Genomic DNA, 14,357 nt, shown 5'->3' on the forward strand with positions numbered 1-14,357 from the left:
CACCTTACCTTTTTGTATTTAGATTTTTAGGGGAGTATTTATCATTTCATAATTATTTTTCATAATCATAAAATGATGTTTCTCATGTATCGCTAATAGCTGAATAGATTGAATCAAATTAGGGTAGTGAGCAATTGGATCTAAAAATACGATATGCCCTGCAATATTTTCTTCTATATTTTGAACGAGCTTTTTTATTTCATCTGTTTCACGTGCAAGTAATTCTTCTAATTCAGTTACATTCATAGAGTGATAAACTTTTTTTGAGGGAATTAAAATCAAAGGTGCTTTCATTCCTTTACCATGCTTTTCTTTATATTCGGCATAAATGTCGTGTATGTCAGTTGCAAATGGGGCATTTTTTCTTAGTTTTGCATAAGGGATAAGAGTGAAAGAGAATTTAATCGCTACTTTGAGCATCCTTGCAATTAAATATAAGTGATAAAAGTGTTCACCAATAGACCATTTTTTGTCCTCTTTCCTATACCATAGTTGTTCTTGTGAGAGTGAATGGAGATGAGGAAGGAACTCGTTTCTTTGTACATGTAATGTATGAAAATGTTTTGAGATATTTTCAGATTTCATATTTTCGCATCCTTCACACTTTTTCCTAATTATAACATTTTTGTATGGATGTAAGTAAGCCTAGAGCAATCTCCTCTAGGCTTACAATGTATCGATTAATCGTACTTATGTCGATCTTCCGTAATTCGAATATACTCAATATCCATCAAATCTCGCAGCAATGCACCATTACTTAGTTCCACGCCATGTTTCTCTTTAAAATGAGTACGGATCATATCTAGCATTTCGAGTTCTTTCCCATTCACATCTAAAATAATACGTTCAGAATCATCCATGTAGCATCCTCCTTTTTTAAACATATATATTTTGTCCGTCTATTTCTAAAAAATGTATGTTAACCTAAAGTTAGGAAATAAGAAAGGGATGGAAAATGAGACGTATTTATTTTGTAGGATTAATTTTGTACACGTTAATTGTATTAAACGTTGCATTCCCAAATATGTTTTCATTTGAGGATGTAGAAACAGTACACGTCGGGATATTTATCTTTATTCTATTTGTAGTAGACTGCTGTATTTCAATATGGCTTTCGAAAAGAAAACATGTACAAGATAAAAAAGAAATGGAACGAAAAAAGAGAAAACGTTCATTTTGGATGATGACGTACTGTTTATCTTTAGTGCTTATTGCTGCTTTTTTTAGTGAACATATTCCATTAGAAAGATTAAATATTGGATTTGGAGCGTTCGTATTTGCATACTATTTTTTCATGCACTTTCTTCCTTATATGAAAGAAAAGCGAGGAGAAGAGGAAGATCCACTTATAGGAGAAGCGAGAGAAAAAGAGCATAAAAGAATAGAAGAAGATATACAGAAACTTGGAGAACAAAAATGGTATTTGAAATCTAAAATCATATATGTTCTTTGCTTTATTACGCCGCCAATTGGTTATTTGTATGTATTCTGCCTTCGTAAAAAAATGACAGAAGATGCAAGGCAATCTTATTTAACGGTAGCTACGATTATGATGGCATTGTGGTCTTTGAAGTTTCTTCCGCCTTATGTATTGGCAATTACTGTTGTTATTGTGGCTTGTCTTGTATTTATAGTGAAATATGTGAAATGAAAAACACCAAGCCCATGTGGACTTGGTGTTTTATTTATAAATTAAAGCTCACCTTGCTCCTCATCACCACGAACAACAAGGACATCGCATTTCGCATAGCGAATAATATGTTCAGAGACGCTACCAATTAGGAAACGCTCAACAGCATTTAAACCAGTTGCACCACACATAATTAAATCTACTTTATGGTTTGGAGCGATTTCTTTTGAAATTTTAGATTTAGGATTACCGAATTCTAATACAGTTTCAATTTTTTCAAGGCCAGCTTCAAGCGCAGTTTTTTTGTAGTCTTCTAATAAGTCTTCTGCAAATAGATTTGCACGTTCAGCAATTGCACGGCTATAAGCTTCTACTGCTGAGTATGCTTTTACATCAACGATATGAGCGATTGTTAATGTTGCGTTGTTTCGTTTTGCGACTTGAATTGCTTTTTTAAAGGCTCTTTCTGCTTCTTTAGAACCATCCACCGCGATTAAAATATTTGTATATGTATTATTCATAGTAAATTCCTCCCAATCATTTTTATTACCGTTTACAACTTTATTATAAAACAAATTTTGGTAATGTGCTTGTCGGAAACGTTACAGAATTTCGAAAACTCTGTTTTGATTCATTTTAGTTGTAATTGGTGCAAGAACTTGTTACATATGAAGTATAGCAATTTAAAAGGAGGCATGTTTGTGAGACACGCGCTCATTACAGCCGGTACGAAAGGTTTAGGAAAGCAAGTAACAGAAAAGTTATTGGCTAAAGGATATTCAGTAACAGTAACGTATCATAGCGATATCACGGCTATGGAAAAGATGAAAGAAACATATAAAAATATGGAAGAGCGTCTACAATTCGTGCAAGCGGATGTCACGAAAAAGGAAGATTTACATAAAATGGTAGAAGAAGCGATAAGTCGTTTTGGCAAAATTGATTTCTTAATTAATAATGCTGGTCCATATGTATTTGAAAGAAAAAAGTTAGTCGATTATGAAGAAGATGAATGGAATGAAATGATTCAGGGTAATTTAACAGCGGTATTTCATTTATTAAAACTTGTCGTTCCGGTTATGAGAAAACAGAACTTTGGCCGTATTATTAATTACGGATTCCAAGGGGCAGATAGCGCACCGGGATGGATTTATCGTTCAGCTTTTGCGGCAGCGAAAGTAGGACTTGTTTCATTAACGAAAACAGTTGCTTACGAAGAAGCGGAATATGGTATTACTGCAAACATGGTATGTCCTGGTGATATTATTGGTGAAATGAAAGAAGCGACAATTCAAGAAGCACGTCAGTTGAAAGAACATAACACACCAATTGGTAGATCTGGAACAGGTGAAGATATCGCAAGAACAATTTCGTTTTTATGTGAGGACGATTCCGATATGATTACCGGTACAATTATTGAAGTAACGGGTGCAGTAGATGTTATTCATAGACATCGATAGAGAAAAATAAAGTGAAGTTTCGAATAATTGGACAGTTTATCCTTTATGCAAAGAGGTGCGGATAATACTGTCCTTTAATGTAAGATTAAATCTATCGGAAAACTCGTCTTATTTTTTGTCAAATATTGAGATATTATGTTAAAATATAAGAGCGTAGAAAGCGCTTTAAAAAATGATTCAGGGGTCATTTCATAACTCAAGGGGGAACTAATAATGCGTATCGGTATTCCAACAGAAATTAAAAACAATGAAAACCGCGTGGCAATGACGCCAGCGGGAGCAGTACATTTAGTACAAAATGGTCATGAAGTTTTTGTTCAAAAAGGAGCAGGTTTAGGATCGGGCTTTACGGATGAAGAATACGTACAAGCTGGTGCGAAACTTGTTGAAACTGCTGAAGAAGCATGGAATCAAGATATGGTTATGAAGGTAAAAGAGCCAGTAGCAAGTGAATACAGCTATTTCCGTGAAGGTTTAATTTTATTCACATACTTACACTTAGCTCCAGAACCAGAATTAACGAAAGCATTAATTGATAACAAAGTTGTATCAATTGCATACGAAACAGTACAATTAGACAATCGTTCACTGCCATTACTTGCACCTATGAGTGAAGTAGCTGGTCGTATGTCTGCACAAATCGGTGCACAATTCCTTGAGAAAAACAAAGGTGGTAAAGGTATTTTACTTGCAGGCGTTCCAGGGGTAAAACGCGGCAAAGTAACAATTATCGGCGGTGGTCAAGCTGGTACAAACGCAGCGAAGATTGCAGTAGGTTTAGGTGCAGATGTAACAATCATCGACTTAAGTGCAGAACGTCTTCGTCAACTAGATGATATTTTCGGTAACCAAGTAAAAACGTTAATGTCTAATCCATACAACATTGCAGAAGCTGTAAAAGAATCTGACCTTGTTATTGGTGCAGTATTAATTCCAGGTGCAAAAGCGCCAAAACTTGTAACAGAAGAAATGATTCAATCAATGGAACCAGGTTCTGTCGTTGTAGATATCGCGATTGACCAAGGTGGTATTTTCGAAACAACTGATCGTATTACAACTCATGATAACCCAACTTACGAAAAACATGGCGTTGTTCATTATGCAGTTGCTAATATGCCAGGTGCAGTTCCACGTACATCAACTCTTGCATTAACAAACGTAACAGTACCATATGCAGTACAAATTGCGAACAAAGGCTATAAAGATGCTTGCCTAGGCAACACTGCATTATTAAAAGGTATTAATACATTAGATGGCTATGTAACATTCGAAGCGGTTGCAGAAGCTCACGGCTTACAATACGCTGATGCAAAAGAGCTACTTGAAAAAGCTCCTGCTTTATCATAATAGAAATACATGTAAGCCCCTCCTTACGAAAGGAGGGGCTTTTTATTTAGATTAATTGTCTAGTTTCTTTACAATCTTTAATCCGAACATCATTGTAAAGAAAAGAATGCCAAACAAGTAATACAGCGCATACTCAACTCGTATCATCGAATTTTTGTCAGTGAGATATAAAATAAATAGTATCGCAGAGCCAATTAAATGAGAAAGACCGAAAATTTGTGCCATAAGTTTTAAACTCATCTTCTCGATTCTTTCATCCATCTCAGGTAATGGATATTTTTCGGGATCGCTCTTTTTTTTCTTAAAGAATATTCGTTTCACTACGAGTAGTATCAAGTCTAAGAGTATGAATACGCCAACGAATAGAAGGACAGAACTAATTTTTTCTTCATCGTTACTATTGAAATAAAGAAAAGTTGAACCTAACAACAAAATGGTAAGATGTGAAATGAACTTTTGATTAAAAGTATTTTTCATTCTTTTTCCTCCCCAGTTTTATCTAATTGAAATAAATCTTCTACTTTACAGTTGAAAAACTCACATAATTTCAATGCTAATTCTAAACTTGGGTTGTATTTGTTTTTTTCGATAGCGATGAGGGATTGTCTAGTGATTTGAACAGAGGAAGCTAATTGTTCTTGGGTGATGTCTCTAACGACGCGGAATTGTTTCACCTTATTTTTAATCAAATATACAAAGTCTCCTTTTTGTAAATTTGTTACATTTATTATATCCATTTTTAGGTAATAAGTAAATGAAACTTTACAAAAAGTAAACAAAACTTTACGTGAAATATAGCTTGTTATAATGTTATTTTTTGTGATAATTTGGAATTAAATGAAAAATAGAAGTCGAAAGAGGGAATTGGATGGGGAGCAAAAAGAGGAAGCAAAAGCAAGCTAAAAGACAAAAATATATAAAGAAAAAACAGGAACAGAACATACCCATTTCAAAAAAAGTAGTCCTTATGATAGAAAAAACATTTCGGTATATTTGTATGGCTCTGTATGTAATTTTGTGTATGTATTCATTTGGAGTGTTTTACAGTTTTGAGATAACTCCTAATATTATTGAGAGTATTTTAGAATTTCTCCTTGTTGCAATAGAATTAGTCTTATTCTTTATATTATTTGATACAGTATGGCCTAGTCATGAAAGTAAGAAAGATAAGCAAAGAAAAATGAGTAAAAAATCTTCATACGCTTCAAGCTCATCAAGTGGATTTGGTGACTATAGTAGCAATGATTGTAGCAGCTCAAGTGATGGTGGAGGAGATTGCGGAGGTGGTGGCGACTAAGTGAGTTTTTCAGAAGAACGACTAATGAAAGGATGAGACGAAAGATGGAAACTGTGAACTTAATAGAATTAACAAAGGACATTCAAGATCAACATAAAAACTTCGTCGTTTCAAATGTAAATAGTCATTGCTTACGAATCGCTGTATTTACTGGTGAATATGATTGGCACTATCATTCTAATTCGGATGAATTATTTATTGTGTTAGAGGGAGAATTACTTATCGACTTTGAAGATGGAGAAACAGCGGTATTAAAGCCAAATGATTCTATTTTAATTCCGGCATGTACGATTCATAGAACGAGAGCATTAAAGAGAACGGTAAATCTTTGTTTTGAAAATATAGAGGCGGATACGATTAAAGTGGAGCAATTATGAAAAAATTATCTGTAGACGAGTATAGAAAAATCCTTCCGATTTTAGAAAGTCATACAAAAACGACGACGTTTGCTTATGCGGTATGTGATCAAATGATAGATGGTGAGGTTTTTGCAAACGAGGAGTTAACAGCAGGACTAATTATTACAGCTAACGGCATTTATTATTTATTTGGTAATACGCAAGATGAAAGTTATAACGAAGATTTATTTTTGTATATAAAAACAGCCATTGAAAAAACAGAAAAACGATTTACATTGTTCACTTCTAGTAAAGAGTGGGAAATGGTGATTGAAGAGCATTTTAGCAATGTGCTTCGAAAGATTCCACGAATGAAATTTCAAAGGGCAACTTTTGAAGAGAAAGAACGAGATTGTAACAAAAATACATATGAAGTGAAGCGTATTGATAGAAGAGATATAGAAAGAAGCAATGAATTTACAGAGGAATATTATAAAGAATATTGGGGGTCAATTGAAGCGTTTTTGAATGATGGTTTCGGATTTTGTATAGAACAAGATGGGATAATTGTAGCTGAATGTGTTTCGATATTTAGCGGGAATGGATTTGCTGAAATTGATATTGCAACGCATAAAGCATATCAAGGGAAAGGATTAGCCCAAGCTACCGCAACACGGTTCATTGAACATTGCATGCAAAATGATATTACACCGTGCTGGGATTGTTATGTAGACAATATTCCCTCGCAAAAATTAGCTAGTAAATTAAGTTTTCATAATCCAATAGAATATAGATTGTTTGTACGTAAGAAAACGGGGGAATAAAAATGAATGTAGAACTAACGAGATTTAAAGTGAAACCGGGTAAAAGTCAGCGAGTAGATGAATGGATGCAGCTTCTGAATGACAATATGAAAGAAGTGCTTTTGACATTAAACGACGAGAAAATGTACGTAGAGACAATTTTCCGGGAAATAAGAGATGGAGAAGAGTACTTATATTGGTATTCTGTGCAAGGAGAAGGCGGGGCTCTTGTCGAAAATTCTCATCATGAAATTGATAAAAAGCACTTAGCGTTTTGGTATGAATGTATTGATGAAGAAGCACCGTCTGTTGATATGAAAACAGAAGTTGTTATGATTCAAGATGTTGTGAAGGACGCGATGAAATAATAGATTAATATTTTGAAACAAAAACTGTTTTCTTTTTTACTGAAATATATATTATTGGAGATGCTGTAGGATGAGAATTAGTAATACATATATCACTCTCGATGAAATAGAGATAATAAGAGAACCCTTAAATAAATTGCATGAATATCATAATAATAAATCAAAATATTTTTCTGGTGATTATCCAAGAATGACATTTGTGGAACGTATTGAAGAGTATAAAAAAAATTCACAGTATGGGGAATATAGAATTGAATTATTAGTTGAATCAGAAACAGACGATATATTAGGATTTTGTATAGCGTATAGTAAAAGTGTAAGCGGAAAGATTGAAGTTTTATTTGTGGATGAAAAATACCGCAGAAAAGGATTTGGTTTGAAGTTAATGAATAGTGCAGTAGAATGGTTTAAAGAAAAGAAGATAGATGAAATTGAATTAACAGTAGTGTACGGAAATGAAGCTGTATCGTTTTATGAAAAGCAAGGGTTTTACCCACGTTCAATTATTATGACAACTAAGTCATAACGATATTATGGAGAGAGGCGTGGGAGTTTTTGTTTCAAAAAAATGATTCATATGTTACTAAAGTATATGTAAAGAGCGCATCAAAATAGATGTGCTTTTTATTTTGAAACAAATTTAAAGGAAAGTTGTATTTAGATATTTTTAAGTGAAAATAAAGGGGGATATCAAAAATATTTTAGGGAAAACTATAATGAGATGAAAAACTTCGAAGCAAAAGAATTAGCGATATATGGTGTAGTCGTAACAGGAAAAACAGAGGATTTACAAAGTTTACAAGGAGCGCCATATATTAAAGCAGCTGTTAGAGGTGTAACAGTTGAGAAATATTAATTACAGTCTATTAATGTGAATAATCAGAAAATTTATGTTATAATATGGGAAAAGGAGGTTCATATGAGGCAAATACATGGAGCAATTTATATTTACATAACAATGTTTTTCGTGGCGATATCTTATGGATTAGGGCACGTGTATTCGCATCCTATACTAACTTTTTTAAGCGGAGCATGTATGGCGTTTGCGCTTCTTGTCCACCTTTTCTCAGTTTGGATCGTGAAATTTCAATTAAATATTAGTGAAATAGAAGAAGGCACTTTTTAAGTGGCCTTCTTTTTTTAATAATATTTTGGAAGCTCTTGTAGCAATTTTTCAATTTCACATTCGGTTTCTTCACATATAGAAAGCTTGCGCAGTCTGAAAAATAAGCTGCGTAAGAAAGATTTTATATTTCCGTATAGAAACTCGTATGATTCAATATGTAATGTTTGTTTTTGAACGGGTAATTGAGCTACTAAATCACGAAGGGCTAATATGAGTGCTTCTTCCTTTAAGTCATTTTGTAGCATTGCGACAATCGGATAAACGAGACGCTCGTCTTCTTCATATTTGTAGTAAATAGAATGGACACAGACTTTGTTTAATAAAGTTTGTAATATTTCTTCGTAATGTAAAGTTTCTAGTTTAGGACTACGAACAAGCGCTTCAAATGTATCGGAAGCATGAGCGATACTATGTGCCCAGCCGTGGTCTTGCACATATCCGCGGAAATCATGCTCATTGTTCATATATAGAATTAATTGATCTTTTACAGTTAAAATATCATTCTGTGATAAGAAATTATGATTCGTATCGGCATCAATAATAAGTGCAATAAATAATGTTGTAAATGCACGGGTAAATACCGCATCTTCGTTATCCGAATGAATCTTATACAATAAATATTTTTCACCGATGCTTTCTAATAATAATTTCTGTAAGTGTATGTGTGAAATGTATTCCTTTTTGATGAGATGATAAAAAGTAGTGTAGATAAGTTTGTCTCTTAAATAGCTATCAGTATCACCGATATTTTCAAGCATATTGGAACTTAAAGAATCAATGTTAACTTTGTTATCCAGTATGTAATTATTATTACGAATTTTTTCTAACTGTTGTTGTAACATATAAACCTCCTATTTTAGAAAATTCTGTATTTTAATAGTATAATAAGAGGAAGAAATAGACAATAAATAAGTGCATTTGAATGGAGGGGCATGATGAAGAGAGCATTATTCTTTTTCATTAGTATTTTCTTTTTAGGAAGCTGCTCGATTTGGTATTTTACTTTTTCTAGCGAGAGCAAAAGTTGGACGGGACAATATAAAGGATGACAGTGAAGATGGAGTGTTTACATTTCAGTATAAGGGTGGAGATGGGAATACAGAATTTAAGAATTTAGAGATTGCTATTAATGGAGCCTTTAGCACAATGACACAAACGTCAGAAAATCATAAAGGAGCAAAGATTGAAATAAAGTCTTCTTGTGTAAGTTGCGCGCCTATCTCTAAAGATGAACCAATAGAGATTGTGATGAAATGGGATGATAAGTATGAAGAGAAGATGGTGTTAAAGCAGAAATAGTGTAGGGTAAGGAGTTGCGGATGGATAGGCATATGAAATTTTCTATGTTCATGTTTTTAGGTGTAGTTCTAATCATATTAGCAGCGTGTACTACAAAATCAGTAGAGCAAGTAGTGGTAAAAGAAGTACCTAAAGAAGGGTATATCATATTAAGAAATGACACGGTATTTTTTGTCGATGATAAAACGTTTAACACAAAAGTAGAATTGCAACATTATATAGAACAACAAATGAATAAAGAACATCCGTCACATACGGTTTTGAGCTTTAAGGGTAAAGACACATATAATCAATTAAAAACAGGGGATAAAGTAAAAGTACGGTCTTCTCACATACTTGAAAGTTATCCAGCAAAAATGATTGTGGAGAAATTTGAAATAGTAGAGAAATAAAAAAGGCAGCATTCACGCTGCCTTTTTCTTATTTCACAAATTGTAATTCTTTCGGGAACTTCGTTAAAATTTCTGATCCGTCTTTTGTGATATAAATATCATCTTCAATACGAACGCCACCTACGTTTGGTACGTAAATACCTGGCTCGATTGTGAAGACCATACCTTCTTTTAATGGAGACTCGTTGCCAGCTTTTACATCTGGATATTCGTGTACGCTAATTCCAAGTCCGTGACCAAGGCGATGTGGGAAGAAATCTCCATAACCCGCATCTGCGATAACAGAACGAGCAGCGTTGTCGATTGCGCCAAGTGTAACACCTGGTTTACATGCTTCAACTGCTTGTAATTGTCCAGCAAGTACAGTGTTGTAAATGTGAGTTTGTTCTTCAGAAAGGTCGCCGAATGCTACTGTACGTGTAATGTCAGAGCAGTAACCGTCAATGATTACGCCTAAATCAAATAGTACGAAATCACCGCGTTTCATTTTGTTTGCACCTGGAATACCGTGTGGAAGAGCAGAATTTGCACCTGCTAGTACCATCGTATCAAATGACATTTTATGTATGCCTTTTGTTTTTAATTCGTGTTCAATAATTGCTAATACTTCTAGTTCGCTACGATCTTCTTTAATTGCATTTACACCAACTTCAACAGCATAGTCTGCCATTTTAGCTGCTTCGCGTAAAATAGAAAGTTCTTTTTCATCTTTAATTAAACGAAGTTCACGAACTTTTTCCTCAGCTGATTTGAAAGCTGCATTTGGGAATAATTTTGTTAATTCTTCGTAGCGCTCTACGTTTAAATGTTCTTTTTCAATTGCAACTGCGTTTGCATTGATGCCGCGGTCTTTAATTGCTTTTGCAATCATATCCCATGGTCTGTCAGTATCAGTAAATCCGATAATTTCATGTGCCCAGCCAGCATTGCGTGCTTGGCCTTCTTCCATTTTAGGGCAAATTAAAATAGGTTCTTTTTCTTGGAATACAAACATACCAAGAAGTCTTTCGTGTGGTTCACAGTGGAAGTTTGTCATGTAGAAGACGTTTGGTGTAGAAGTTAAGAACGCAGCTTCTACGTTTTTTTCTTTTAGCCATTGCATTAAATTTTCTAATCTAGCATTCATCGATTGGCACCCCCGAGATATTTAATTACAAATATAACTTTAACTCGGAAGAAAGCGTTATGACAAGTAAATAGATATTAGAAAACACAGGGAATTGAAAAATCATGTAGAATAAAAAGTGAGAATGTGAATAGGGGAGGAATGTAATAATGAAAGTATCTTATCATGGACATTCAGTTGTAAAGATTGAAACGAATGGAAAAGTGATTTTAATTGATCCATTTTTAACGGGAAATCCGAAAACAGATTTAAAGGCTGATGATGTAAAAGTAGATGCGATTCTTTTATCGCACGGTCATGGTGATCATGTTGGAGATACAGTAGAGCTTGCGAAGAAAAATAATGCAGTTGTAGTGGCGCCATTTGAACTAGCGACATTTTTAAGTTGGCAAGGTGTAAAAACACATCCGATGCATATCGGTGGTTCACATGAATTTGACTTCGGAAAAGTGAAGTTTACACAAGCATTCCACGGCTCTAGTTATATTGATGAAGAAAATAAGACGATTACATATACAGGTATGCCAGCGGGTATTTTGTTTACAGCAGAAGAGAAAACTGTATATCATGCAGGTGATACAGCTCTATTCTCTGATATGAAATTAATTGGGGAACTACATAACATTGATGTAGCATTTTTACCAATTGGTGATAATTTCACAATGGGACCAGAAGATGCTGTTTTAGCAGCAAAATGGGTTCAGGCGAAAACTGTTGTACCGATGCATTACAATACGTTCCCAGTAATTGAACAAGATCCATATCAATTTGTAGAAAAGCTACAAAATTGTACAGGGAAAGTATTAGAAGCTGGAAAAAGTATTACACTATAAAAAAGAAACCCTTCATTTGAAAAGACAAGTGAAGGGTTTTTTATGTGTGTAGGACAGCTTTTAAAGGTTGTAATTGTTTTGATGATTCTTTTCTTTTTGGAAGTGGCTGTTCAGGTGTTTCATTCAATTCCATTGCAACTTTTTTTCCGTCTACGAAAGCTAAAAATACAGCACCTACAACTTCTAATAATTTTTTCATCATGTATCCGCTCCTTTGTTTCATTTCTTGTCTTCATTGTATATGGAAGTGGCTGGACAAACTATCGAACGAGATGACAATACCATTACATTGTTGTAATGGAAGAAGTGGTGTAATGTAAGGCGTATTTTGTTATAAAAAAAATAGTACAGATATATAAAGAGAGAGTGTAACAGTTTTGAAAATATAGTATACTGAAAATACAACACATGAAGAATTTAGGGAAAAGAAAGTATGGTGAAACCATTTGGCTACCAAGCATAACCAAATTTTAGAACATATTAATAGCCTGCCAGTAGGGCATAAAATTTCTGTAAGGCAAATTGCAAAAGATTTGAGTGTAAGTGAAGGTACAGCTTATCGTGCAATTAAAGATGCAGAAAATAAAGGGTATGTTAGTACGATTGAACGTGTCGGAACAATTCGAATTGAACAAAAGAAGAAAGAAAATATTGAAAAGCTGACATATGCAGAAGTCGTTAACATTGTCGATGGTCAAGTACTTGGAGGCAGAGAAGGACTACATAAAACGTTAAATAAATTCGTAATCGGGGCAATGAAATTAGAAGCGATGATGCGCTATACAGAAGCTGGAAACTTACTTATTGTCGGTAATCGTACGAACGCACATCAATTAGCGTTAGAAACTGGAGCTGCGGTGTTAATTACGGGCGGATTTGATACGGAAGATCATGTGAAGAAATTAGCAGATGAATTAAAACTGCCGATTATTTCAAGTAGTTACGATACATTTACAGTGGCAACGTTAATTAACCGTGCGATTTACGATCAGCTGATTAAGAAAGAAATTGTACTCGTTGAAGATATTTTAACACCTATTGAAGAAACGTTATATTTAAAACCAAATGATACAGTGCAGCAATGGCATGCATATAACGAAGAGACGATGCATGGAAGGTATCCAATTGTTGATGAAAATAAAAAGGTATTAGGTATTGTGACTTCTAAGGATATGATTGGTGTTGCAAAAGAAACACCAATTGATAAAGTAATGACAAAGCATCCAATTACGGTAAATGGAAAAATGTCTGTCGCAGCTGCGGCACGTATGATGGTGTGGGAAGGTATTGAGTTACTTCCTGTTGTTGATGAAGGAAATAAGTTGCAAGGTATTATTAGCCGTCAAGATGTACTTCAGGCGTTGCAAATGATTCAGCGTCAACCGCAAGTCGGCGAAACAATCGATGATATTGTAACGAATCAATTTATGACGCCGAAAGAAGCGAAAAATGAGCATCTATATCAATTTTCAGTGACGCCGCAAATGACGAATTCAATCGGAACGTTATCTTACGGTGTATTCGCAACAATTGTGACGGAAGCAACGAATCGCGTTATTCGTGCGCAAAAGAAGAGCGATTTAATTGTTGAGAACTTAACAATTTATTTCGTAAAACCAGTTCAAATTGACAATGTTGTATCCGTTCATCCGAAAGTATTAGAAATTGGACGTAAATTTGGTAAGGTTGATGTAGAAGTACATCATGAAGGTAATGTTGTTGGGAAGGCATTACTTATGGTGCAATTGATCGATAAATAAAAAGATGGAGCAAGCCACTTTGGTTTGTTCCATTTTTTTTAGAAGATACAGTAGGGCGTTTTAAAATTTAGTTATCAACTGAATCTACTATGTTTTGAATTGCAAAAGAAAAAGTTAAATTACGTTCTGTTTCATATTTATAAATAGAAGCGTGCAATCATTTGAAGGTGCTTGAACAATAATTGTAGAGGTGTCGAATGGGAGTAATATTTTTCTTTTTAGGTTTAATACTTGTAATTACTGTTCATGTGATAACTCATAGAATAATGGATTTAAATAAAAAGAAATTGTATGTAATAAGTTTGATTTTCGTTATTATTTGTTCCTTTATCCCTACAATTGGAGAAAATAAGAGCGATTTTCTTTACTTTGGTATACCAGCTGAAACATTTGTTTCTTATGGCGGATGGGAATTTTCGTTTCATCCATTAGGTTTTTTCCTTAATTTTATTTTGTTTTATTGGATTTTGAAGCTATTACTTAAGTTCGGTCAGAGTTTTGGGAGAGAAGTAAAAAAATAGCAGGATATGTATCGGTACGGATAGAAAATTGGTGATTAGTCGATAAGAAAGTTTAAG

21 protein-coding genes and 2 pseudogenes are annotated in these 14,357 nt (G+C 34.1%); 15 read left to right on the forward strand and 8 right to left on the reverse strand.

From position 1 onward, the window contains the following. Nucleotides 1–18: 18 nt before the first annotated feature. Together DN390_RS03615 and DN390_RS03620 are read right to left on the reverse strand one after the other, a co-directional pair. Nucleotides 19–585: a DinB family protein gene (locus DN390_RS03615; protein WP_147806626.1), complete on the reverse strand. Its 567-nt coding sequence runs from the start codon at nt 583–585 to the stop codon at nt 19–21. 95 nt (nt 586–680) lie between these two features. Next, nucleotides 681–860 carry a hypothetical protein gene (locus DN390_RS03620; protein ID WP_029440113.1) on the reverse strand — a complete coding sequence of 60 codons (180 nt, stop codon included), beginning with the start codon at nt 858–860 and terminating at the stop codon, nt 681–683. A gap of 95 nt (nt 861–955) precedes the next feature. Between DN390_RS03620 and DN390_RS03625 the strand changes: the two genes are divergently transcribed. After that, nucleotides 956–1,651, forward strand: a complete 696-nt coding sequence (locus DN390_RS03625) for a hypothetical protein (RefSeq protein WP_147806627.1) — start codon at nt 956–958, stop codon at nt 1,649–1,651. A gap of 41 nt (nt 1,652–1,692) precedes the next feature. On the opposite strand, the gene DN390_RS03630 is transcribed toward DN390_RS03625, so the two are convergent. Further along, complete coding sequence (locus DN390_RS03630; protein ID WP_001066681.1) at nt 1,693–2,151, reverse strand: universal stress protein; 459 nt, start codon at nt 2,149–2,151, stop codon at nt 1,693–1,695. A gap of 147 nt (nt 2,152–2,298) precedes the next feature. Here DN390_RS03630 and DN390_RS03635 point away from each other — a divergent pair, with 147 nt between their 5' ends. Next, complete coding sequence (locus DN390_RS03635; protein WP_147806768.1) at nt 2,299–3,090, forward strand: SDR family oxidoreductase; 792 nt, start codon at nt 2,299–2,301, stop codon at nt 3,088–3,090. Nucleotides 3,091–3,303: 213 nt separating this feature from the next. Further along, on the forward strand, nt 3,304–4,437 hold the full coding sequence (gene ald / locus DN390_RS03640) for an alanine dehydrogenase (RefSeq protein ID WP_147806628.1): 1,134 nt from the start codon (nt 3,304–3,306) through the stop codon (nt 4,435–4,437). A gap of 51 nt (nt 4,438–4,488) precedes the next feature. Here the strand turns inward: ald and DN390_RS03645 are convergent, their stop codons facing one another. Further along, nucleotides 4,489–4,914 carry a hypothetical protein gene (locus DN390_RS03645; RefSeq protein ID WP_147806629.1) on the reverse strand — a complete coding sequence of 142 codons (426 nt, stop codon included), beginning with the start codon at nt 4,912–4,914 and terminating at the stop codon, nt 4,489–4,491. Beyond that, the gene (locus tag DN390_RS03650) at nt 4,911–5,174 is read right to left on the reverse strand and encodes a helix-turn-helix transcriptional regulator (RefSeq protein ID WP_002003636.1); all 264 of its coding nucleotides are present in this window, start codon (nt 5,172–5,174) and stop codon (nt 4,911–4,913) included. The genes DN390_RS03645 and DN390_RS03650 overlap by 4 nt, the downstream gene beginning before the upstream one ends. 131 nt (nt 5,175–5,305) lie before the next feature. Here DN390_RS03650 and DN390_RS03655 point away from each other — a divergent pair, with 131 nt between their 5' ends. From DN390_RS03655 to DN390_RS03685, 7 genes and pseudogenes are all read left to right on the forward strand, one after another. Beyond that, a complete protein-coding gene (locus tag DN390_RS03655) occupies nt 5,306–5,734 on the forward strand; it encodes a hypothetical protein (protein WP_147806630.1) in 429 nt (142 codons plus the stop codon). A gap of 44 nt (nt 5,735–5,778) precedes the next feature. After that, entirely contained in the window at nt 5,779–6,111 is a 333-nt protein-coding gene (locus tag DN390_RS03660) for a cupin domain-containing protein (RefSeq protein WP_000450941.1), read from the forward strand. After that, on the forward strand, nt 6,108–6,896 hold the full coding sequence (locus tag DN390_RS03665; RefSeq protein WP_147806631.1) for a GNAT family N-acetyltransferase: 789 nt from the start codon (nt 6,108–6,110) through the stop codon (nt 6,894–6,896). The genes DN390_RS03660 and DN390_RS03665 overlap by 4 nt, the downstream gene beginning before the upstream one ends. Nucleotides 6,897–6,898: 2 nt before the next feature. Further along, on the forward strand, nt 6,899–7,243 hold the full coding sequence (locus DN390_RS03670) for a DUF6176 family protein (RefSeq protein WP_147806632.1): 345 nt from the start codon (nt 6,899–6,901) through the stop codon (nt 7,241–7,243). A gap of 70 nt (nt 7,244–7,313) precedes the next feature. After that, the gene (locus DN390_RS03675; RefSeq protein ID WP_147806633.1) at nt 7,314–7,769 is read left to right on the forward strand and encodes a GNAT family N-acetyltransferase; all 456 of its coding nucleotides are present in this window, start codon (nt 7,314–7,316) and stop codon (nt 7,767–7,769) included. A 141-nt stretch (nt 7,770–7,910) separates the two neighbouring features. Next, a pseudogene (locus DN390_RS03680) lies at nt 7,911–8,099 on the forward strand (anti sigma factor C-terminal domain-containing protein); the annotation flags it as partial. A gap of 63 nt (nt 8,100–8,162) precedes the next feature. Beyond that, nucleotides 8,163–8,369, forward strand: coding sequence for a hypothetical protein (locus DN390_RS03685; RefSeq protein WP_001248905.1), 207 nt, complete (start codon nt 8,163–8,165; stop codon nt 8,367–8,369). Between the two features lie 14 nt (nt 8,370–8,383). Here the strand turns inward: DN390_RS03685 and DN390_RS03690 are convergent, their stop codons facing one another. Then, the gene (locus DN390_RS03690) at nt 8,384–9,211 is read right to left on the reverse strand and encodes a DUF2785 domain-containing protein (RefSeq protein WP_147806634.1); all 828 of its coding nucleotides are present in this window, start codon (nt 9,209–9,211) and stop codon (nt 8,384–8,386) included. A 93-nt stretch (nt 9,212–9,304) separates the two neighbouring features. Here DN390_RS03690 and DN390_RS03695 point away from each other — a divergent pair. Together DN390_RS03695 and DN390_RS03700 are read left to right on the forward strand one after the other, a co-directional pair. Next, nucleotides 9,305–9,668: pseudogene (locus tag DN390_RS03695) on the forward strand (hypothetical protein). A gap of 20 nt (nt 9,669–9,688) precedes the next feature. Continuing rightward, nucleotides 9,689–10,060 carry a DUF3221 domain-containing protein gene (locus tag DN390_RS03700; RefSeq protein ID WP_147806635.1) on the forward strand — a complete coding sequence of 124 codons (372 nt, stop codon included), beginning with the start codon at nt 9,689–9,691 and terminating at the stop codon, nt 10,058–10,060. Nucleotides 10,061–10,088: 28 nt separating this feature from the next. Here DN390_RS03700 and pepQ read toward each other — a convergent pair whose 3' ends face one another. Then, nucleotides 10,089–11,186, reverse strand: coding sequence for a Xaa-Pro dipeptidase (gene pepQ / locus DN390_RS03705; RefSeq protein WP_147806636.1), 1,098 nt, complete (start codon nt 11,184–11,186; stop codon nt 10,089–10,091). A gap of 149 nt (nt 11,187–11,335) precedes the next feature. Here pepQ and DN390_RS03710 point away from each other — a divergent pair, with 149 nt between their 5' ends. Continuing rightward, entirely contained in the window at nt 11,336–12,019 is a 684-nt protein-coding gene (locus DN390_RS03710) for a metal-dependent hydrolase (protein ID WP_147806637.1), read from the forward strand. A gap of 40 nt (nt 12,020–12,059) precedes the next feature. Here DN390_RS03710 and DN390_RS30550 read toward each other — a convergent pair whose 3' ends face one another. Further along, a complete protein-coding gene (locus DN390_RS30550; protein ID WP_179955735.1) occupies nt 12,060–12,221 on the reverse strand; it encodes a hypothetical protein in 162 nt (53 codons plus the stop codon). Between the two features lie 244 nt (nt 12,222–12,465). Here DN390_RS30550 and DN390_RS03715 point away from each other — a divergent pair, with 244 nt between their 5' ends. Together DN390_RS03715 and DN390_RS03720 are read left to right on the forward strand one after the other, a co-directional pair. Then, the gene (locus tag DN390_RS03715) at nt 12,466–13,779 is read left to right on the forward strand and encodes a CBS domain-containing protein (protein WP_060632509.1); all 1,314 of its coding nucleotides are present in this window, start codon (nt 12,466–12,468) and stop codon (nt 13,777–13,779) included. Nucleotides 13,780–13,976: 197 nt separating this feature from the next. Beyond that, the gene (locus DN390_RS03720) at nt 13,977–14,300 is read left to right on the forward strand and encodes a hypothetical protein (RefSeq protein ID WP_147806638.1); all 324 of its coding nucleotides are present in this window, start codon (nt 13,977–13,979) and stop codon (nt 14,298–14,300) included. The last annotated feature ends 57 nt before the right edge of the window (nt 14,301–14,357 follow it).

Source organism: Bacillus sp. SH7-1, assembly GCF_008042405.1.
In the GTDB taxonomy this organism is placed as follows: domain Bacteria; phylum Bacillota; class Bacilli; order Bacillales; family Bacillaceae_G; genus Bacillus_A; species Bacillus_A thuringiensis_N.